General features: G+C 70.5%; 18 protein-coding genes. 8 read left to right on the forward strand and 10 right to left on the reverse strand.

Translation table 11 applies throughout. The annotated features are described in order from the left end of the window. Positions 1-89 precede the first annotated feature (89 nt). Both ACZZY9_RS04065 and ACZZY9_RS04070 read left to right on the forward strand, forming a co-directional pair. Positions 90-2,462 carry a glycosyltransferase gene (locus tag ACZZY9_RS04065; protein WP_463463088.1) on the forward strand — a complete coding sequence of 791 codons (2,373 nt, stop codon included), beginning with the start codon at positions 90-92 and terminating at the stop codon, positions 2,460-2,462. Continuing rightward, the gene (locus ACZZY9_RS04070; protein ID WP_463463089.1) at positions 2,459-3,562 is read left to right on the forward strand and encodes a glycosyltransferase family 2 protein; all 1,104 of its coding nucleotides are present in this window, start codon (positions 2,459-2,461) and stop codon (positions 3,560-3,562) included. Before ACZZY9_RS04065 ends, ACZZY9_RS04070 begins: the two co-directional genes overlap by 4 nt. Here the strand turns inward: ACZZY9_RS04070 and ACZZY9_RS04075 are convergent. The 3 genes from ACZZY9_RS04075 to ACZZY9_RS04085 all read right to left on the reverse strand — a co-directional run bounded on the left by ACZZY9_RS04075 (position 3,549) and on the right by ACZZY9_RS04085 (position 6,980). After that, positions 3,549-5,306, reverse strand: a complete 1,758-nt coding sequence (locus tag ACZZY9_RS04075) for a CgeB family protein (protein ID WP_463463090.1) — start codon at positions 5,304-5,306, stop codon at positions 3,549-3,551. The genes ACZZY9_RS04070 and ACZZY9_RS04075 overlap by 14 nt on opposite strands. A 202-nt stretch (positions 5,307-5,508) precedes the next feature. After that, complete coding sequence (rfbA, locus tag ACZZY9_RS04080) at positions 5,509-6,369, reverse strand: glucose-1-phosphate thymidylyltransferase RfbA (RefSeq protein ID WP_463463091.1); 861 nt, start codon at positions 6,367-6,369, stop codon at positions 5,509-5,511. Beyond that, positions 6,366-6,980: a dTDP-4-dehydrorhamnose 3,5-epimerase family protein gene (locus ACZZY9_RS04085; RefSeq protein WP_463463092.1), complete on the reverse strand. Its 615-nt coding sequence runs from the start codon at positions 6,978-6,980 to the stop codon at positions 6,366-6,368. Before ACZZY9_RS04085 ends, rfbA begins: the two co-directional genes overlap by 4 nt. 138 nt (positions 6,981-7,118) lie before the next feature. Here ACZZY9_RS04085 and ACZZY9_RS04090 point away from each other — a divergent pair, with 138 nt between their 5' ends. Next, on the forward strand, positions 7,119-8,846 hold the full coding sequence (locus ACZZY9_RS04090; protein WP_463464632.1) for a glycosyltransferase family 2 protein: 1,728 nt from the start codon (positions 7,119-7,121) through the stop codon (positions 8,844-8,846). On the opposite strand, the gene ACZZY9_RS04095 is transcribed toward ACZZY9_RS04090, so the two are convergent. After that, positions 8,836-9,894: a glycosyltransferase gene (locus tag ACZZY9_RS04095; protein WP_463463093.1), complete on the reverse strand. Its 1,059-nt coding sequence runs from the start codon at positions 9,892-9,894 to the stop codon at positions 8,836-8,838. The two genes, ACZZY9_RS04090 and ACZZY9_RS04095, sit on opposite strands and share 11 nt — an antisense overlap. Before the next feature lie 168 nt (positions 9,895-10,062). Here ACZZY9_RS04095 and ACZZY9_RS04100 point away from each other — a divergent pair, with 168 nt between their 5' ends. Then, positions 10,063-11,034, forward strand: coding sequence for a polysaccharide pyruvyl transferase family protein (locus ACZZY9_RS04100; protein WP_463463094.1), 972 nt, complete (start codon positions 10,063-10,065; stop codon positions 11,032-11,034). Here ACZZY9_RS04100 and ACZZY9_RS04105 read toward each other — a convergent pair. Both ACZZY9_RS04105 and ACZZY9_RS04110 read right to left on the reverse strand, forming a co-directional pair. Next, positions 11,014-13,113 (reverse strand): acyltransferase family protein, encoded by a 2,100-nt coding sequence (locus ACZZY9_RS04105; RefSeq protein WP_463463095.1) that lies wholly within the window; start codon positions 13,111-13,113, stop codon positions 11,014-11,016. The genes ACZZY9_RS04100 and ACZZY9_RS04105 overlap by 21 nt on opposite strands. A gap of 7 nt (positions 13,114-13,120) precedes the next feature. Beyond that, entirely contained in the window at positions 13,121-13,885 is a 765-nt protein-coding gene (locus tag ACZZY9_RS04110) for an SGNH/GDSL hydrolase family protein (protein ID WP_463463096.1), read from the reverse strand. Positions 13,886-13,976: 91 nt separating this feature from the next. On the opposite strand from ACZZY9_RS04110, the gene ACZZY9_RS04115 reads away from it, so the two are divergent. Beyond that, positions 13,977-14,573, forward strand: coding sequence for an acyltransferase (locus tag ACZZY9_RS04115; protein WP_463464633.1), 597 nt, complete (start codon positions 13,977-13,979; stop codon positions 14,571-14,573). Between the two features lie 24 nt (positions 14,574-14,597). On the opposite strand, the gene ACZZY9_RS04120 is transcribed toward ACZZY9_RS04115, so the two are convergent. After that, entirely contained in the window at positions 14,598-14,828 is a 231-nt protein-coding gene (locus ACZZY9_RS04120; RefSeq protein ID WP_463463097.1) for a hypothetical protein, read from the reverse strand. A gap of 55 nt (positions 14,829-14,883) precedes the next feature. Further along, the gene (locus ACZZY9_RS04125; protein ID WP_463463098.1) at positions 14,884-15,786 is read right to left on the reverse strand and encodes a M15 family metallopeptidase; all 903 of its coding nucleotides are present in this window, start codon (positions 15,784-15,786) and stop codon (positions 14,884-14,886) included. A gap of 158 nt (positions 15,787-15,944) precedes the next feature. On the opposite strand from ACZZY9_RS04125, the gene rfbB reads away from it, so the two are divergent. From rfbB to ACZZY9_RS04140, 3 genes are all read left to right on the forward strand, one after another. Next, complete coding sequence (rfbB, locus tag ACZZY9_RS04130) at positions 15,945-16,931, forward strand: dTDP-glucose 4,6-dehydratase (protein WP_463463099.1); 987 nt, start codon at positions 15,945-15,947, stop codon at positions 16,929-16,931. Then, the gene (rfbD, locus tag ACZZY9_RS04135; protein ID WP_463463100.1) at positions 16,928-17,818 is read left to right on the forward strand and encodes a dTDP-4-dehydrorhamnose reductase; all 891 of its coding nucleotides are present in this window, start codon (positions 16,928-16,930) and stop codon (positions 17,816-17,818) included. The genes rfbB and rfbD overlap by 4 nt, the downstream gene beginning before the upstream one ends. A 191-nt stretch (positions 17,819-18,009) precedes the next feature. Further along, positions 18,010-18,933, forward strand: coding sequence for a glycosyltransferase family 4 protein (locus ACZZY9_RS04140; protein WP_463463101.1), 924 nt, complete (start codon positions 18,010-18,012; stop codon positions 18,931-18,933). 20 nt (positions 18,934-18,953) lie between these two features. On the opposite strand, the gene ACZZY9_RS04145 is transcribed toward ACZZY9_RS04140, so the two are convergent. Together ACZZY9_RS04145 and purE are read right to left on the reverse strand one after the other, a co-directional pair. Continuing rightward, positions 18,954-20,297 carry an LCP family protein gene (locus ACZZY9_RS04145; protein ID WP_463463102.1) on the reverse strand — a complete coding sequence of 448 codons (1,344 nt, stop codon included), beginning with the start codon at positions 20,295-20,297 and terminating at the stop codon, positions 18,954-18,956. After that, positions 20,294-20,839 carry a 5-(carboxyamino)imidazole ribonucleotide mutase gene (gene purE / locus ACZZY9_RS04150; RefSeq protein WP_463463103.1) on the reverse strand — a complete coding sequence of 182 codons (546 nt, stop codon included), beginning with the start codon at positions 20,837-20,839 and terminating at the stop codon, positions 20,294-20,296. Before purE ends, ACZZY9_RS04145 begins: the two co-directional genes overlap by 4 nt. Positions 20,840-20,843: the final 4 nt, after the last annotated feature.

Below are 20,843 nucleotides of genomic sequence, written 5' to 3' on the forward strand. Positions count from 1 at the left end.
TCGGCGGCCTCCGACGGGCTCTGGCCGGCACACCCGCGGCGGCGCTGGCGCGTCGCGAGTCATGGGCACGTCGCCTGGAACGCGTCGGAGTGCTCGACCGCGAGTACTACGCCCTGCAGACGGGTGAGGACTTCCGCACCGACCTCGACGCCCTCCGCCATTTCGTGAGCCTCCCCGAGGGCGGTGACGTCTCACTCAACCCGTTCCTCGAACCGGAGTGGCTCACCTCCCGACACGGTGACGGCACGTCCGCCACGATGCAGCTCCTGGCGCCGGAGGGCGACCGCTCCCCCGGCCCCTTCTGGCCGACGCCCCCTGTCGGCGACCCCGTCGAGGCCATCCGGGACGCATCACGGCAGGCACGCGACGAGCCCGGCTCGCCCGCAGCTCGCCATCGCGCCGTCGTCGTCGACAATGCTCGACTGCTGCGCGACCTCGCGCAGGCCGCGGCGATGACGGAGGGCGCCTCCGCTCCTCGAGCGGGCGACCTCACCGACGGCGACGTCGACGTCGTCGTGCCGTCGGGCGACGACCCGACCGACCTCTCCCTCCGTCTCGACTCGCTCGTCGCGCAGGAGCACCGCACGTGGCGAGCCGTCGTCGTGCCCGACCCGCACCCGGGCAGCACCCTCGACGTGGCCAGAGACCTCTCGACGCGCGACGCACGGATCTCGGTCCTCGATCTCGACAGCGGGAGCCACGGCGAGACCCTCGACGCAGGGGTCGCGGCCGGTTCGGCGCCGCTCGTCGTCTTCCTGCCGGTGGGCACGCGCTGGGCATCGACGCACCTCGGCACCATGGTCAGCGCCCGTGTCGATCCCGCGGCGATCGTCGTGGCGCGCTCGACGAACACGCTGACGGGGCCGGGGACCCCGCGGTCCGCCGGGGCGAGTCCCGAGTCGCTCCTCGTGCTCGGAGACGTCGTCCCCCTCGGGGCCCTCCTCGTCCCGAGACCGGCGCTCGAGTCCGTCGGACCGGTCGACACCACCCTCGGGGGCGGGCACGACTTCGATCTGGTCCTCCGCCTCCTCGAGTCCACCGCCGGCACACCGGCGTCGACGACCGTGCGACACCGCGCCCCGTCCCGCCCCGGTCTGCCCACCTCCCCCGACGACCCACGGGTCTGGGACAAGCACGTCATCGAACGCCGCTTGGTCGACTGGTCGACCCAGCGGGCCGGAGTCGACGACCGCGTGGTGGACCGACTCTCCGTCTGCATGCCGACATTCCAGGACTGGTCGATGACCATCCGAGCGGTCGACGCCGTGCTCGACACCGCCGCCGGCCGCGACGTCGAGGTGGTCGTCGTCGACAACGGATCCCGGCGCTCGGTGTCGAGCATCCTGGCGGGACGCTACGCGGACGAGCCCCGAGTGACGATCGTGAGGGCGCCGCAGAACCTGAACTTCGCTCTGGGCTCCAACCTCGCCTTCGCCCGATCCTCGGGAGCCCACGTGCTGTTCCTGAACAACGACACCGTGGTGCAGCCGGGTGCGCTCGACCTGATGATCGAACGTCTCGAGTCGGACGACACGATCGTCGCCGTCCAACCGCTGCTCCTCTACCCCGACGGAACCGTGCAGACGGCGGGCACGTTCTTCGCTGGTGAGCGCATCCTGCCGTGGCACCTGCTGGCCGGGCACCCCCGCGAAGACGCGGAACGCGGCGATCTGCGCCGGTTCAGCGCCGTCACGGCCGCGGCGATGGCGATGCGCGCCTCCGACGTCGTGGCCCTGGAGGGCTTCGACACGAGATTCACGAACGGACTCGAGGACGTCGACCTCTGTCTGCGGGGGCTGGCCCTCCGGACGGAGGCCCATCACGAGGTGGAGACCCGCGCGGTCGTCGAACACCACGAGAGCAAGAGCACCGGCCGGAAGGTGACCAACACGGTCAACCGGTCGCTCTTCGACGAGCGGTGGAGTGGCGCGTATCCGGTCTCCGATCTCCCCCGCTACGAGCACTTCGGTCTCGCGGCCCCGCATCTCGGGGCGACGCCGCCGGCCGAGTTCCGCATGCTGCGCCGCGCCTACCCGGTCGTCGTCCGCCCCCGGCGGGACGTCGCCACCGGTCCCCGCGCGGGCGAGCCGTGCCTCCGGTGGGCCGTGAAGACGCCCACCGACTCGACGGTGTCGACCGGCACCGACGATCCCCTCGTCCGGCGACTCGTCGCCGCTCTCGAACGGAACGGGCAGGAGGTCGTCGTCGACGGCCGCCAGAACCACTACCGCGCGTCGGGAGACCTCGACGATGTGACGCTCACACTCGAGGGCGAGACGCCCGTCAGCCCGCAACCCGGATCATTCGCCGTCCTGTGGCGGACCCGCACCGAGGCGCTCGGATCCCTCGAACGACAGATCCACGACGTCGTCGTGCCGCTCACCGCGAGTCACGACGTCGACACCGAGACAGACCGCCTGGTCGAGCTGGCGCTCGCCGAGGCCCGAAAGGACAACCGATGACCCTCGCCATGACCATGATGGTCCGAGACGAAGCCGACATCGTCGAGTCGATGCTCGAGTTCCACCTCGCGCAAGGCGTCGATGTCGTCATCGTCACCGACAACGGCTCCCTCGACGGCACGGCCGAGATCCTGCAGCGCTACGCCGACGACGGCCGCATCGTCCTCCACCACGACCCCGTGCAGAAGAAGCAGCAGGGCGACGTCGTGACGAAGATGGCGCGCGAGGCCTACACGGAGCACGGGGCGGACTGGGTCATCAACGCCGACGCCGACGAGTTCATCCGACCCCTCGACCCGGCGAAGACGCTCTCGGAGGTCTTCGCGAAGATGCCCGTCGAGCTGCAGTCGTTCCCCGTCCCGGTCACGAACATGGTCGGTCGTCCCGCCCGGAGCGGGGCGGGCATCGACAGACTCGTCTGGCGCGACCACCGCAGCGAGGCGGCCCTCAAGGCCGTCGGCGTCCACGCCCAGCCGACGCCGAACGCCGTGCACGTCGGTTCCGCCGACGTCGTCGTCCGTCAGGGGAACCACTACGTGTCGATCACCAGCAAAGGACGTCCCCCGGCCGGCCTCGAGCTCGAGGTGCTCCACCTCCCCTGGCGCTCGTGGGCGCAGTTCGAGCACAAGGTCCGCATCGCCGGTGAGTCGTACCGTGCCAATCCGGACCTCAAGCCGAGCCCCAACCACCACGGCATGCGTGACTTCGCGCGACTCGAACAGGACCGCCTGCTGCCCGCGTACCTGATCCGCCAGCCGGACCCGCGCCTCCTCGGCTCAGACGGCGACGAGTTCGTCCACGACGACTCCCTCGCCCGGTCGCTGGCCGCACTGCCTCGCCCCACCAGCCCCCTCGCGGCCGCGGACGACGAAGCGATGTCCGACGAGGAGATCGCCGCCCAGCGCGAGATCGGCCTGCACAACCTCATGATCGAGATCGACGGACAGGCGGTGCTCGCCGCCAGCAAGGCCCGATGGGACGACGAACGACGACGGATGCAGAAGGCGCTCAACGCCAAGGACGCGGAGATCGCGCAGTTCCGTCAGCGTCGGATCGTGCGCATGGCCGATCGGCTCGGTGCCGTCATCAGGAAGAGCTGACCCGCGGGCCGTCTCGGTGTCCGGCCCTCGCCTCCACCGCGCTCTCCAGGAGGGTCCGGGCCCGACTCGCGAACGAGTGCTCGGTCGCGATGATCGCGGCTCTCGCCAGCCGTGCCTCGTCGTCCGGCCAGGCGTGCGCCGGGTCCGTGGCCGCGGTCAGCTCCTCGCGAGAGGCGACCTGGGCGACGCTGTCGCCGAACAGCTCGTCGATTCCGGCGACGGGGTCGGAGACGACGCGGGCACCCGAAGCGACGGCGTCGAAGAGACGGTTGCTGACGAAGCCCTGCGCCGCCATGTCCGCCCAGTGGTCGTTGAGCACGACGCGAGCGCTGCGATAGGCGGCGGAGAGCTGCTCGTTCGGCAGGAAGGCGCCCTTGACGAGACGAGGGTCGACGTGATCGAGCCAGCCACCACCGTAGATGTCGACGTCGATCCCGGCCTCGACGGCTTCACGGACCAGGGGCCGGTACTCGCCCCGGGTCGAACCGACGAAGAGGACGTCGGATGCGAGGTCCGCGTCGGACGCACCGGGGTGGAACCGAGCGGGATCCGTCGCCTGGAGCAGCGGGACGACGTCGACGCCGGTCTTCTCGGCGGTCTCCGCCGACCAGGTGAACGAGGCCGCGAACACCCGGTCGTAGGCGGTCAGCTCGTCGGCCGTGACCTCGTCCGGATGGCTGATGACCCAGAGCAGGTCGATCCTCTCCGCGCTCGTCGGCGGGGACTGGAGACCTCTGATGACGAGCGACACGTCGTCCAGGTGCTGCGTCGCCGGCCGCCGGTGGGAGTGCCGCCGATCGATGACGACCCGCTGCCCGAGAGCTCGGAGTTCGCGGGCGAGGTCGTCGGCGAAGAACGTGTCGCCCCAGGTGTCGCCCAGGGGGCCGGCGCTCGCGGCCGTCTTGATGGACCACCGGAGGCGCGGGTAGTCCCCCGCGGCAGCGTGCCGACGGTCGACGCGCCCGCCTCGCACGGTCGAGACGCCGTCGGATGACGTCAGGGGCGCGGCCGCATCGACCGTGAACCCCGCGCTCTCCAGAGCCCGGAGCGCTTCGCCGCCGGCCCGGATCATGCTGACCGACTCGGAGTCGTGCGGTGCCTCGACTCCCCGCTCGACCCTGCCGGAACGGTTCAGACGACCGGTCACGACGAAGGTCGCGCCGCCCGGCACCCGCCCGGTGATCGCGGCGATCGCGGTCGCCTGGTGGCCGGTCCGCGGTGCAGGCGCCAGGTCGATCGTCTTCGCGACGAAGGCCGGCTGGTCGGCGGCGGCGATCCGGTTCTCCGTCGCCGCCGAGACGTCTTCGAGGGGGAAGCCGGAGAAGAGCGACTCGAGGGGGTCTTGCGCCCTGTGCCGTACGGCGCCGGCACTGAGGACCACGTCGTCCTTCCCCTGGACGACGGCCTGGACGACTCCGCCCCGTTCGTCTCGGGCGGCGAGCAGTTCTCGGACGGTCGCCGACTCGACCTCGATCGACGCGTCGAGCACGACCGTCGTGGCGCCGCTCGCCGTGTCGAGGGCCTGGGTGTAGGCGGCCTCCCAGGTGGGGAGCAGATCACGACTCGCCCACTCGGCGCCCAGGAGGTCCGGTGGGCTCCAGTGCGCGGGCGGTGCGGACTCGGGGACGAGATGCGCCGCGACGAGGACCTCGGAGGGCTGACCGACGAGGGCCACCCGCAGTCTCGCGAGCCGGTCGTCGAGCAGAGGGAGCTGATCCTGACGGACCGTCAGGAGGACCGACACCAGCGACGGATCGAGCGGCCTCGTCCGGGCGGCCGCCGGTCGAGCGCGACGCCGCTCCGCAGCACGTCGTCGCCACGAGCCCAGCCACCGAGCCGCTGTCGTCCGGGGGCGGCGGAGGGCCGTGAGACCAGTGAGTACCCGGGACCTGAGTGACATGTCGTGATGCCTTTCGGAGTGCGGCGACAGGGCCAGGAGGACGCCGTCAGGCCAGGAGGCGCCTGAGGTAGACCCCGTAGCCGCTCTTGGCGAGCGGGGCGGCGAGAGCCTCGAGCTGGGCGTCGTCGATCCAGCCGGCGCGCCAGGCGATCTCCTCGACGCAGCCGATCTTGAACCCCTGTCGGTCTTCGATGACCCGGACGTACTCGCTGGCCTGCATCATCGACTCGAAGGTGCCGGTGTCGAGCCACGCGGTCCCGCGATCGAGCACCTGGACCCGGAGACGACCCGACTCGAGGTACCGCTCGTTGACGGTCGAGATCTCGAGCTCGCCCCGGGCGCTGGGCTCGATCGTCTTCGCGATCCGGACGACGTCGTTGTCGTAGAAGTAGAGACCGGGCACCGCGTAGTTGCTCTTCGGCTGCGTGGGCTTCTCCTCGATCGACACGGCCGTGAAGTCGTCGTCGAACTCGACGACGCCGTAGGCGGTCGGATCGGACACGTGGTAGGCGAAGATGGTCGCCCCATCGACCTGAGCGTTCTGGCGGAGGCTGGAGCCCAGGCCCGTGCCGTGGAAGATGTTGTCGCCGAGCACGAGCGCGACGCTGTCGTCGCCGATGAAGTCCTCTCCGATGACGAACGCCTGCGCCAGGCCGTCGGGCGAGGGCTGCACGGCGTACTCGATGGTCATGCCGAGGTGCGAGCCGTCGCCGAGGAGCGCGCGGAACTGGTCGTTGTACTCGGGCGTCGTGATCACGAGCACCTCGTTGATCCCGGCCATCATGAGCGTCGACAAGGGGTAGTAGACCATCGGCTTGTCGTAGATCGGCATCAGCTGCTTCGAGATGCCCTTCGTGATCGGCCAGAGACGAGTCCCGCTGCCCCCCGCGAGGATGATGCCCTTCATCGTCCGGCTCCCGTCCGCAGGGTGTCGTAGTAGGCGCGCGCGGCGTCCCAGGTGGGGAGCAGACCCGCCTCGGCCGCCTCGGCGAGAGTCGGAGCGTCGGTGTCCTTGGGCGAGAGGAGCAGCTCGCCGGCCTCGTCGGGGAAGGCCAGTGCGACCTGCTCGTCGAGAGGGTCGATGCCGTGCTCCCGTGTCGGCTGGTAGACGTCGGTGACGAGATAGCTGACGGTCGCGCCCTCGGTCAGTGCGACGAAGCAGTGCCCGAGCCCCTCGGACACGAAGATGGCGCGTCGGTCGACGTCGTCGAGACGGACGCTGTCCCACTGGCCGAAAGTCGGCGAGCCGACCCGGATGTCGACGACGAAGTCGAGGACGGCACCGTGCGTCGCCGTGACGTACTTGGCCTGACTCGGCGGCACGTCGGCGAAGTGGACGCCGCGCACCGTGCCGCGCTTCGACACCGACGTGTTCGCCTGACGCAGGTCGATCGACCTGCCGGTGGCCTTCTCGAGCTCGTCGAACCGGTACCACTCGAGGAACGTCCCGCGGTCGTCGTCGAACTGGCGGGGGGTCACTTCGTACGCGTCGGGGACGCTCAACTCACGGATCTGCACGGCCCCGAGTCTAGACGAACCCGTCTCGCGCATCGGAGGATCCCACTCCGACCGCGTGCGCGATCCCGGCTAGCATGGCGGGCGGCCCGCCCCGCCGGGCGCGCCTCCGGCCCTCGTCGAAAGGACCCCGTCGTGTCGATGCAGACGCCCGCGAACGTCCCCCTCCTCTCCGTGGTCGTCCCCACGCACGACGTCGCCACGTGGTTGACGGAGTGCCTCGACACCATCGCCCGTCAGGACGTCGACCTCGAGGTCATCGTGGTCGACGACCACTCGACCGACGACACCCTGGCACTGGCCCGACGACGAGCCGAGGCGGATCCCCGATTCCGCGTCCTCGAGGCGACGGGTCGAGGCGGCGCCGCCGCCCGGAACCAGGGCGTCGAGCAGGCGCGCGGCCGCTACCTCATCTTCGCCGACGGCGACGACATCGTCCCCCGGGGCGCGTACGCCGCACTGGTCGGCGCTCTGGAGGCCTCCGGCGACGACCTCGCAGTCGGCGACTTCCTCAAGTTCAACGCCCGGACGACGTGGCGGCCCTCGAAGGGGTTCGACGCGTTCTCCGAGCACCGGTCGTCCGTCGCCATCGACGACGTCCCCTCCCTCATCCGCTTCAGGGCCTGCTGGCACAAGGCGTTCAGACTCGAGAAGTGGCGGGCCGACGGTCTGCTCTTCCCGTCGGTCCCCCGCTCGAACGACATCGTGCCCATGACTTCGGCGCTCCTGGGCGCCGCGTCGATCTCCGTCGTCACGGATGTGGTCTACACCTACCGCGACCGACCCGGGCACGGCTCGATGACGAAGAAGGCGGGCCAGCTGGCGGGGACTCTGAGCTACTTCAGCGAGGAGGCGCGGTGCACCGAGCTCGTCGTGCGCGACGGCCGCGAGGCGGTCGTCCAGGAGTACTTCTCCATGGTGCTCGTCAACGACGGATGGGTCCACCTCCGCAAGCTCATGGCGCAGGGACGCATCCCCATCTCCCCGGCCGAACGCGAGGAGCTGGCATCCGTCGTCACGACGCTGCTTTCCGAGGCTCCCACCGACGTCGTCGAGCGCCTCGGCCCCAACCAGAACCGCATCTACCGTGTGGTCGGCGCCGGTCGCGTCGATCTCGTGTGGAGTCTCCCCGGCGTCCCGGGGACGACGGACGTCGTCCCCGACGACCCGGCCGACATCCTCGCCGCCGTCTCCCGTGCCGGGGAGCTCGTGACGCTCCTCGGCGGACTCGGCGACCCGGAGGCCGGCGAGACCGTCGTCGAGCGCATCGTCATGCCGCATCTCCTCGCGCTGTCTTTGTCGGACGACGACGACGCCAAGGCGGAGGCGTCCAGGCTCAGCGCGGTCTTCCCCGCGACGAGCCTGAACACCTCGACAGCGGGCGTCGTGGGCCTGGCCGCGGGGTCCGCCTGGGCCCGCCTGGCCCGGCTCGCCGACCTCGTCCGAGATCTCCGGGTCGACGTCGACGACTTCGACGGCCGGCGTGCCATGCTCTCGTCGTCGGGTCAGTCCCCTGACGTGCCGGTCAGCCTCCTTCTGCAGCATGCGTCAGGGCACTCGGTCGAGTGGACGGAGCTGCCCCCCTCGAACACGGCCACGGCGGCGCTGCCGCGTCGAGTCCGCACCACCCCCGGGGTGTGGTCCGTCCGCGCGCAGGTCGACCTCGAGGGCACGCACGTGGAACTCCCGGCGCGCGTCTCGCGGTTCGCGCTGCAGCGCCCGGCGGACCCTCTGGCCTCGGTCGTCGTGGCGCAGGCGGACGACGCCGACAGCGAGCTGCAGTTCATCACCCGCTCGCGTCTCGTCCGGCGTCTCGCCGGGGCCGCCCTCAGACGGGCCCGGGCGACGGCGGGTCGGATCAGGCGCTGATCGAGTCGTAGAGCGACAGCATGTCGGTCGCCATGGCGTACGGCGTGTACCCGAGCGCGTAGGCGCGTGCCGACGCGCGGAGCTCGGGCGAGGGCTCGAACTCCGCGAGACAGGCCGCCAGCGCTTCGACGCCGCCGGCCGCGTCGTAGAAGCGGACCCAGCTCTCGTCGGCGAACTGCTCGACCAGATGAGGGAAGGCCGGCACGACGACCGGCAGACCGAAGGTCGAGGCCAGATGGATGCTGCCCGAGTTGAGGATGGCGGCGTAGGGCACGACGAGGACGTCCGCGGCCGCGAACCACCGCCCCGCCTGGTCGTCCGGGACGTAGCCGAAGCTCGTGACGATCTTGGAGTCCTCGGGGATCATCGCCTCCGTCTCGAGGCGGTCGACGTGCGAGGCGTGCCCGGCGAGCAGGAGGGTGTCTCCCGTGCGGCCGACGGCCGAGATGAGGGCGGAGATGCCCTTGTAGGGCTTTATGTGCCCGAAGAACAGGACCGTCGTGCCCGACGAGGCGTCGAGCTCCAACGACGCCCGCGCCTCGTCTCGTGACCAGGCCTGGTCGTACAGCCCCTCGTAGCTCGGGTGACGGACGAGAGCCTCCTTGTCGAGGGGGATGTCGAAGACGTCCGCCACGACCCCGCGCGTCTGAGGAGACATCACGTGGACCTTGGCGGCGAGAGCGACGAGTCCGTTGCTGAGCTCGGTCTCCTGGCGAGGCCACGGGCAGTCGTGAGGGAGGCGGTTGTGGACCGTCCAGACGAAACGGACCCCGCGCTCGGTCGCCTCCCGGATGGTCGAGAGCACGAGCTGCATCCGACGCTCGGCCTCGGCCTCGTCGGGCGCCGTCTGGATCAGCAGGGAGGTCCAGTGCAGGTGGATGACGTCCCCGGACTCCAAGGTGCCGATCTTCGTCAGGAAGGGCGTGAGTCGTCGCTGCTCGTTCACCACCCAACCGTCCGCACGGATGGCCAGATAGGACACGTTGAGGTAGGGGTTCTCCGGCCAGTACGGGAACACCACCACCGTGGGGTGTCTTGAGTCGCTCACGGTTCCTCCTCCAGGGTCGGCACATGAGTCTAGGGCAGCCGCGGTGTGATCCCGCAGGGTCTGCTGTTACCCTCGGTCCCGCGATTCCGGCGACGGTCGTCCGGAGAGGACTCCACATGCCCACACCCTGCATCCGACCACTCCCGACGGGTTCCAGAGGGTCGTGCCGTGCCTGACCTGCACACGGTCGTGCGAGGGGTGCCGGTCGTACGGTGGGATCCTCTCCGTCCGCATCCCGACGGCCCGCGCCGCGTCTCGAACTTCGGCGATCTCCTCGGCCCTCTCATCATCCGGGAGCTGCTCGGTCGGGTGCCCGTCGTCGTCCCGGATCGGCGCCGACTCGTAGCCGTCGGATCCGTCCTCCACTTCGCCCGACCCGGCGACGTCGTCTGGGGCTCGGGCGTCAACGGCAAGATGCCGCCGGTCGCGCTCGGCGCCGGGGACCTCGACGTCCGCGCGGTGAGGGGGCCTCTCACACGCGCCGCGCTCGCCCTCGCCGGGATGGAGCCGGGCGACGTCATCGGGGACCCCGCGCTGCTGATCCCCGAGCTCGTGCCCGACCTGGTGCACCGGGCCGGAGGAGCCAGGACTCGGGACGTCACGATCATCCCCAACCTGAACGACCGGAAGGACCACCGGAACGACCCCAGGGCCGTCGACCCGACGGCTCCCCTCCTCGAGGTGCTCCGGGCGATAGCCGAGAGCCGACTCGTCGTGGCCTCGTCGCTCCACGCCCTGATCGTCGCGGATGCTCTCGGTGTAGACGCCGTGCCCTTGGCCTCCCGGGCCGAGCACCCTTTCAAGTACGCGGATCACTACGCGGGGACGGGCCGTCGCGAGGTCCTGCCGGCGCGCACGGTGGAGGACGCCCTGGCGTCCTCCCCGCCGCCGCCCCTGTCGCTCGACCTGATGCCGCTGCGCCGGAGCTTCCCCCTCGATCTGTGGGACGTCGAGGCGTCGCACGACCGGACCCGCGCCTCCTCGGCCACCCCTCCGGCACGGCCCCGGTGCACCGCGGCCGAAGAGGCCGACCGGCACGCCTCAGAGGAGACGCTGGCGCGCTGGCTCGAGGCGTTCGGACGCCCGCCCGAGCCGTGGCGGTTCAGGACGGCTGCGGCGTCAGCGGACGAGCGGGCGTAGTCGCTCCATCAGGTACGGGGCCAGCGTCTTGCTGAACGTCGCGGTGATGTGATGCTGGTCGCGGTACACGATGACGTTGCCGATCACGATCGGGCAGGTGTCGTCCCGACAGAAGAACGAGGCCAGATCGACGACGTCGGCACCCGTGTCGTCGGCCGCGACGACGAGGTCGTCCGTTCCCGCGAAGGCGTCCGCCGACGAGACCGAGCACGTCGACGTGTCGGCACCGTCCGCGGCCTGCGTGACGCAGTCGAGCGCCTCCTGGGTGATCGTCGGATTGTCGCGGAGCACGACGACACGGGTCCCCGAGTCCTGCGTCTCCCGCCAGGCCGTCTCCATCGCCGCCACCCGGGTCGACGACTCCTGCTCCGTCTGGGTCGGATCACGGCGAGCGGTGGCCAGGACGACGTCGTAGTCGCCGCTCCGGAGGGCGGTGTCGACAGCCTGCATGTACGTCCGCTGAGGTCCCGCGCCGAACGTCGACGGATCCGTCCACGCCCCTCCCCAGCCGACGAAGACGTCGAGGCTCCAGCCCTCGTCGGCCACCTGCTCGCTGAGACCCGGCACGAGCATCGCCGCATGGGAGTCGCCGACCAGTGCCACGCGCGGAGCGTCGGCGTCGTCGGATCCGAAGTGGCACGGGGTGGCGTCCGGTGAGCCCTCCGGCCGGTAGCAGTCGAAGGCGCCGTCCGTGTCGTCGAAGACCGCGGCGGTCGACGGCACGAGAGTGTCTCGCAGGTCCGGGTTCGCGCAGATGCTCTCGTCGGCGAAGGCCGCCGCGCCGAAGCAGGGGACGTCTCCCCCGAGCAGAGCCTGGGTCTGACGGTCGCTGTCCTCCTCGGCCGCGCGTGCCTGGACGAGACCGACCGTCGGGACGATCAGAGCGATGACCATGCCCGCGGCCACCGCGGCGAAGGTCCACCGCGGACGTCGGAGCGTCAGAGCCTTCGCCGTGCGCGAAGGATCTTCGATCAGCACCTTCGACAGCCAGGCGAGGGTCACCGCCACCACCAGGATCAGCAGCTTGACCCGTGCGTCGAGATCGCGGCCGAGGGCGTAGGGGACCAGGACGATCAGCGGCCAGTGCCAGAGGTAGAGGGAGTACGACACGTCGCCGAGGAGGCGCACCGGGCCGAACTCCGCCAGCGGGGTGGGCGACCAGCGGCCTTCGGGGCTGCCCGCGGCGATGACCAGGAGGGTGCCGACGACGGGGAGGAGCGCCGTGAAGCCGGGGAACGGAGTGGCACCGGTGAACGTCACCACGGCGAGGGCGATCATCCCCCAGCCGCTCCAGGCAAGGAGCGTCCGAGCCCGGGTGCCCGCCCGCAGCACGTCGGGCGCCACGATGGCCAGCAGCCCGCCTGCCGCGAACTCCCACGCGCGCGTGTGCGTGACGAAGTAGGCGCTGGCCGGGTCGGTCGCCGTCAGCACGATCGAGAGGACGAGCGACACCGCGAAGACGACGGCGAGCAGCACCCCGACCGTTCGACGCGGCCGCTGCACGGACCGTCGTCGGGCCAGGACCAGCGCGAGCGCGATCAGCAGCGGCCAGGCGACGTAGAACTGCTCTTCGACCCCGAGCGACCAGAAGTGCTGGACGGGCGTCTCGACGTTGTCGGCGGCGAGGTAGTCGACGGAATCGGACGCCAGCACCCAGTTCTGGACGTAGAGCACGCTTCCCGCCACGGCGCGCAGGAACTGACCCCAGAGCGATCGGGGCACGACGACGACGACGGCGATCGCGGTCAGCACCAGGACGGTCAGGGAGGCCGGGAGCAGTCGCCGCGCACGACGGGCCCAGAACCGCGACAGCTGCACTCGACCCGTCGACTGGACCTCGCGCATGAGATGCCCCGTGATCAGGAACCCCGAGATCGCGAAGAAGACGTCGACCCCGACGAAGCCGCCCGGGAGACGAGCCGGCCAGAGGTGGTAGAGCACGACGACCAGCACCGCGGCGGCGCGGAGAGCCTGGATCTCGGGCCGCACGCCCGCGTGGGCTCGTGCCGTCGGCCGGTCCCGCGGCGTATCGCCCCTCAGGTCGTCGACCGAGTTGCGGGAGGAGATCGGAGCGGGCACCGGGAGATCATAGCCCGGCGGGTCTCGGGTCGACGGCTACCTCGATGAGGGCCTCGCCCACGGCCGAGGCGATGGCCCGGTGACCGGCGTCGTTCGGGTGCACTCCGTCACGGAACATGAGGTCGGGACGGCCGAGGAGCGGTTGGCCGATGTCGAGGTAGGTGCCGTCGACCTTGGCCGCGGCCGACTGGACGATGGCCCCGAGTATCGAGATGTTCGGCGGAGTCCGGTCGGCGCTCCAGAGCGGCGAGACGGCCACGATCTGGGCGTCGGGCAGGGCCGAGCGGAGATCCGCGAAGGTCTTGTCGACCGCCTTCTTCAACAGGTTGAGGTCTCGGGTCGATCGCACGTCGTTGAGTCCGCCCGAGACGATGACGGCGTCCGGGTCGACGGCCACGACCTGGTCGATCCGCTCGTCGTACGTCATCTCGCACGACGAACCCAGCGCGACGTAGCCCGAGCCCCCGCAGCCGAGGTTCGCACCCTGCCAGCCGAACGTCTCGTCGAGGAGCGACACCCAGCCGGCCTCGGCTGATCGCGCGCCCGTGCCCACGGTGTAGGAGTCGCCGAGGTAGGCGACCCGGGTGCCGGTCGTCGGGTCCGCCTGGAGGACGTCCTCAGGTGGCGTGGTCGCCCTCTCGGCCGCGACGGCGGGCTCCGCCCCGCCCCGGGGGACGAGGATCGCGACTCCCGCCACTGCCAGGAGGGCGAGGATCACGGAGGAGACGAGCCACGCTCGGAGGCGCGATGTCGTCGTGGGGGTGGCGGTCATGCTGCTCCTCATTCGGTCGGGACTCTCACGCCCCTCCGCGACGACTGGCGGGATCGTCGCGACTAAAGAATAGGGTGGCTTCGTGTTGCAGATGCTGAGCCGGTGGGCGCGTGTACGGAGGTTGCTCGACGCCGTCGACGTGCTCGAGGAGCGCGTGGCCGCCCTCGAGCAGTCGTCGATGGACCACAGGGGGGAAGGCGACGACGAGACGCCTCTCGCGGTCGTGCCCTCGTACGTGTCGGTCGGCGAGGGGACGCGCATCGGCCGGACCGTGGCCTTCTTCGGCACCCGACGGGCCAGGATATCCGTCGCCGAACGCTGCCAGCTGCTCGATGGGGTGCGGGTCTTCGGGCCGGTCGGAATCGGGGCCGGGACGTTCCTGAACCGCGACGTCTACGTCCGTCCGAGGACGACCATCGGCTCGCAGGTGTCCGTCGGCCCCTTCACGCGGTTCATCACGGAGACCCACGATCTCGGAGACGCCTCGAACCGCGCGGGAGCGGGCCGCACGGAGCCCATAGTCGTCGGAGACGGCTGCTGGATCGGCGCCGACGTGACCGTGCTCGGAGGGGTGACGATCGGCGGCGGGAGCGTCGTGGCGGCGGGCAGCCTCGTCAACCGCGATGTGCCCCCGAATTCGCTGGTCGCCGGTGTACCCGCTCGCATCGTCCGCCCGCTGGAGGCCTGACCACCCCGCGGAGGCGACGCCGGGTCAGCGACCCGAGTAGTCGGCGGACTGCTTCACGGCCGCCTTCGGGATGGACATCGAGCTCAGCACGTTGTAGAAGCCCACGCTGTTGACCTCGCGGTACGTGACGCCGATCGTCTTGACGGATGACACCATGGCGGACGTCGACAGATGACGCAGTGTCCGGACGCCGACGAGACAGGTGTACCCCTTGCCCACCCCGGCGAGCGAATCGGTGCAGCGGAGAATCAGCATGTGTGTGTGTCCTTCGGTGTTTTCTTGCCCGCGACGGGCGTGGATCGGGGACTGCTCAGCGACGCCAGTAGTCGGCGTTCGGCACGAGGGCGGACCGCGGGATGGACAGTGAGGACATCGCGTTCAGGAACGTGTTCGCCGTCACCTCGAAGTAGGGCGTCGAGACGACCCGCATGGAATTGATCATGTCGATGGTCGACAGGTGGCGGAGGCTCCGGATGCCCAGCAGGGCCGTGTACCCCGCCGCGATGCTGCCGATGGCCTGGGTGGTGCGCAGCACGGCCACGTCACCCGTCCCGACCTTGGGCGCATCCGTCCCGGCCGTTCCGACCCAGGCACCCGTGTAGTCGAAGTGCCACGGCTCGGGCTGCGAGAAGCCGTTCCCCGTCGGCTTCCAGCCGTACGACGGTGCGTTGGCGTCCATCCATCGTTTGGCGGCGGTGCCGGCCGTCTCGACCCCCGAGCCGAAGTCGCACGAGATGGCCCAGCCGTGATTCGACGTGCCCGGATAGGCGGCGAGGTTGCCCGTGCCGTTCTGGTAGCGGGTCCAGTAGTCCTGCTGACGCGCGTAGGTCCGGTATCCCTCGGTGATGACCAGGGGGCGCCCGACAGCCCGGGAGAAGGCGAGACTCATCGACAGATACTGTCGCGCGGCGTCCGAACGCAGGTATCCCGATCCGGCGACGGTCGACACGATGGGCGTCAGGGCGGCCGCGGGGATCCTCCCGTTCGAGTAGCCGCCCCACGACGAGGCCTGGGCGGCGGCGAGGGCCTCGGCCACGGTGGTCACCCCGGCCGTCGTCTCGCCGAGGTTCGTGGCCGCCGCGGCGGGACGAGCGTCGAAGGTCGTCACCGCGGCGCCGCCGGCGGCCACCGCCGCGAGTGCGAGCAGTCGCCGTCGATCGACCGACACGACGGCGCGAGGCGCCGTCTCGGCGGGGGCGTCGCGGATGTCCATGACTACAACGGTCACATGGATCTGTCCCCCGAGCCACCCCCCGACCGAGGTTCCGCAGAAGAGGGGACAGACAGGAGCGGATACTTCCCGAGCCGCCGCGGACGACCTGTCCCCCTAAGATCGAATGACCCTTCCGCGACCGACCAACAAGGAACAGTGTGAAAATCCTCGTCACCGGCGGCGCCGGTTTCATCGGCTCGAACTTCGTCCGCCGCACCATCGAAGACGCCTACCCCGGCCTCGAGGGCGCCGAGGTCGTCGTCCTCGACGCTCTCACCTACTCCGGCAACGAGGCCAACCTCGCCTCCGTGGCCGACTCCCCCCGGTTCACCTTCGTGAAGGGCGACATCCGCGACGGCGCACTGCTCGACACGCTCTTCCCCGAGATGGACGCCGTCGTCCACTTCGCCGCCGAGTCGCACGTCGACCGGTCCGTCCGCGACGCGTCGATCTTCGTCGAGACCAACGTGCTCGGCACGCAGCAGCTGCTCGACGCGGCGCTGCGCAACGACCTCAAGCGTTTCGTCCACGTCTCGACCGACGAGGTCTACGGCTCGATCGCCGAAGGGTCGTGGGCCGAAGACCGTCCGCTCGAGCCCAACTCGCCCTACAGCGCCTCGAAGGCGGGCAGCGACCTCCTGGCCCGCAGCTACCACCGCACGCACGGCTTGAACGTCTCGATCACGCGCTGCAGCAACAACTACGGCCCGTACCACTTCCCCGAGAAGGTCATCCCCCTCTTCGTCACGAACCTCATCGACGACCGGCATGTGCCCCTCTACGGCGAGGGGAACAACATCCGCGACTGGCTGCACGTCGACGACCACACCCGCGGCATCGCGATGGTGCTCGTGGGCGGTCGCGCTGGCGAGATCTACAACATCGGCGGCGGCACCGAGCTGACCAACCGGGAGCTCACCGAGATGCTGCTCGAGTCGACCGGCCGAGACTGGTCGTACGTCGACCGCGTCCAGGACCGACTCGGTCACGACCTCCGCTACTCGGTCGACATCTCGAAGATCCGCGACGAGCTCGGCTACGAGCCGCGCGTCCCCTTCGCCCAGGGTCTCGCCGAGGTCGTCCAGTGGTACCGCGACAACCGCGAGTGGTGGGAGCCCCTCAAAGAGCGGGCGGCCCTCTCGTGAGCACCCCGCAGAATTCCCGCTATCTCGTCACCGGGGCGCGGGGCATGCTCGGCTCCGACCTGCTCGAGGCGCTCTTCGGCCGTGAGGTGACCGTGCTCGGCCGCGCCGATCTCGATGTCACCGACCGTGACGCGGTCTTCGACGCGGTCGCCGGTCACGACGTCGTGATCAACGCCGCGGCCTATACGGCCGTCGACGCCGCGGAGACCGACGAGGAGGCGGCGCTCGCCGTCAACGGGACCGCAGCCGGTCTGCTCGGCGAGGCCACCGCCTCCTCGGGTGCCAGGCTCGTGCAGGTGTCGACCGACTACGTGTTCGACGGTTCCGCCACGACGCCCTACGACGAGTCGACCCCTCTCGCACCGGTCAGCGCCTACGGTCGGACGAAGGCCGAGGGAGAGCGCCTCGCCCGCGCCGCGAACCCCGACGGCACCTACATCGTCCGCACCGCGTGGCTCTACGGCGAGCACGGTCCGAACTTCGCCAAGACGATGCTCCGGCTCGCGTCGACGCACGACACCGTCAGCGTCGTCGACGACCAGGTCGGCCAGCCCACCTGGACGATGGACCTCGCGGAGCAGATCGTCCGACTCGTCGACTCCGACGCCCCCGTCGGGATCTACCACGGCACCAACGGGGGTCGAGCCAGCTGGTACGACTTCGCCCGCGCCGTCTTCGAGACGGCCGGCCTCGACGCCGACCGGGTGACGCCGACCGACAGCTCGAGCTTCGTGCGACCGGCCCCCCGACCCGCCTTCAGCGTGCTCGGACACGAGGCCTGGGGAGCGGTAGACCTCGAGCCCATGCGCCCCTGGCGCGAAGCCCTCGACGATGCAGTGGCGAAGGGGGTCTTCACGTCCGATGACGACGCTCCGAGTGGTCGTTGACCAGATCCTGGCACCCGTCCCCGGAGGGATCGGCCGGTACACGGTCGAGCTCACTCGTGGACTGATCGCGAACGCGCCTCGTGGCTGCGACGTCGAGGGCGTCGTTGCGGCGCACCCGCAGGCGGACTACGACCGCGTCGACGATCTGCTCCCCGGGCTCAGAGGCCTCGCCAAGGCCCCTCTCGGTCGACGTGAGCTTCTCGGTCGCCTGGCAGACGGGTCTCGTCGGCCTCCCCGGTCGGGGCATGGTCCATTCGACGAGTCTGCTCGCCCCGCTGTCACGACACGACCGGTCTCTCGAACCGTCGACCCAGACCGTGGTGACGATCCACGACACCGTGCCGTGGACCCATCCCCACACGCTCACGCCGCGAGGCGTCCGGTGGCACAAGGCCATGGCTCGACGTGCGCACCGCTTCGCCGATGCGGTCGTCGTGCCCACGCACGCCGTGGCCGACGATCTCTCCGAGCGGTTCGACTTCGGAGACCGCCTCCGTGTCATCGGCGGCGCCGTGAGCAGCGACCTGAGCGTCCCGAGCGACGCCGACGCGATCGCCGACGCGCTCGACCTCCCTCCGACCTACGCCCTGAGCGTCGGAACCCTCGAACCCCGCAAGGGCATCGAGCCGCTGATCCAGGCCATGGGCCATGCCGACGCCCCCGACGTCCCGCTGCTCATCGTCGGGCCCGACGGCTGGGGCGAGGTGAGCATCGCCGACATCATCGCTCGAGAGGGTCTCCCCGAGGGGCGGGTGCGCTCGCTCGGCTTCGTGTCGGACGCCCAGCTCGCCGTCCTGCTGCAGCGCGCCTCCGTCTTCGTGTTCCCGAGTCTGGCCGAGGGGTTCGGTCTCCCCGTCGTCGAGGCCCTGAGCCTCGGTACGCCGACCGTGATCTCGGACACCCCGGCCCTCGTCGAGGTCGCCGCCGACGCTGCGGTCGTGGTCGCCCGTGACGACCCCGAGCACTATCCCGAGCGGCTCGCCCAGGCGATGTACCAGGTGGTGAACGACGTCGAGTTGAGCACCCGTCTCGGGGTCGTCGGACTCGACCGCTCGCATGCCTTCAGCTGGGCCGACTCGGCGGACAAGGTCTGGCAGCTGCACGCCGACCTCTGACCCCCCAGGGGGTCGGGCGCTCAGCCTCCGGTCGACGCGGTCGCCGCGGCGACATCGGTGCGGATCACCGAGAAGTCGGGATAGACGTTGTCGTAGGTCGGCGGGACGATCTCGAGGTCGGAGATGTCCTGGCCCTTGGTCTTGAGCGCGAGTTCGACGAACGCGCCGAGGGCCCCTCGGGGGATGTCGGTGTCGACCGTCTGCACCCCGGCGCTCGCGACGGATTGGAACTTGGCCAGCACCGTGGCCGGCTGGAACTGCGTGAGGAGAGCCTGCTGCACCTCGCGTTGACGAGCCATCCGGTGGTAGTCGTCCGAGCCGTGCCGGGCCCGGGCGTACCAGAGGGCGTGGTAGCCGTCGAGGGTCTGCCTGCCGGGCTCGATCCAGCCGTCGACGTTGACGGGCTGACCGGCCGCGTCGACGCCGCCGTTGATGGGCAGACGCCCCTCGGTGTTGTCGACCTCGATGCCGCCGAGGGCGTCGATCAGCTGGGCGAAGCCCTCCATGTCGATCAGCACGTAGTACTGGAGGGTCAGACCGGTGACGCCGGAGACGGCGTCGCGCATGGCCTCGACCCCGGCGTTCGAGCCGTTCCGCTCGGCGTCGGGATACAGCTCGGGATGCTCTTCGCCGTAGGTGTACAGGTAGCTGATGAGGCAGTCGTCACCGCAGGAGTACCCGTCGGGGTAGGCGCCCCAGAGAGGCGACCCCTCGGAGAACGGCGCGTTGTAGAGGTTGCGAGGGATGCCGATCAGCGTCGCGGCCCCCGTCTCGGCGTCGATGCTCGCGACCGAGATGCTGTCGGGCCGGAGGCCCGTCCGGTCGGCACCGGCGTCGCCGCCGAGCAGCAGGATGTTGTAGCGACCGTCCACGGGGTCGGCCGCCTGGGCCTGCGACGTGAAGAGGTCGCTGAGCAGACCATGCTGAACACCCGACAGGTAGGCGCCCCAGGCGGCCGGCCCGACCGTCACGAAGAGCAGCAGCGCCATCGCCCCCGCCAGGAAGCCCCGTGACGTCGGATTCGTCCGCACGAACCGCAGGAGTCGCAGGGTGTCGAGGGTCAGCACGACCCACAGCACCGCGAAGTAGATCAGGTAGACCTGGACGACGGTCAGCGCCACGACGCTCGTCGCCATCTCGATCAGCGGGCGGCGGAAGAACAGCGCCGAGAGCAGCACGACGACCAGTACGGCCCAGAACACCAGCGTCGAGGCGAGCCCGATCCGACCGAGCCGGCGGTTCCCCGCCAGCACCTGGGCGGAGCCCGGCACGAGCACGTTCAGCACGACCAGCACCCAGGCCCGCCGGGTCATGAACGACTCCGACCCGAGGTCGGGGTTCCGCACCGGCAGGGTGGCGCTCACAGCGACCGCTGCAGGGCCGTGTTCTTCTCCTCGACGAGCTCGCCGAGACTGGTCGCGTAGTCCGCCAGCCGGGCGGCGAGATCGGGATCGGAGACCCCGAGGATGCGCGCCGCGAGGAGTCCGGCGTTGGCCGCCCCGCCGATGGAGACCGTCGCGACCGGGATGCCCGCCGGCATCTGCACTATCGAGAGCAGGGAGTCGAGGCCGTCGAGCTTCGCCAGGGCGACGGGCACGCCGATGACGGGCAGGGTGGTGACCGAGGCGAGCATCCCCGGGAGATGCGCCGCGCCTCCTGCACCCGCGATGACGACGCTCAGACCGCGCCCCGCGGCCTCGCGTCCGAACCGGATCATCTTGTCGGGGGTGCGGTGCGCCGACACGACCTCGACCTCGTGGGGGACGCCGAACTCGGAGAGGATCTCGGACGCGCTGCGCATCGTCGGCCAGTCGCTGTCGGAGCCCATGACGATCGCGACCCGCGGCGGCGTGCCGGGATCGTTCGCGACGGAGGGGGCGAAGGAGGCGCGGTTCGGGTCGGACACGAGC

This window comes from Frigoribacterium sp. AC394, assembly GCF_979258095.1.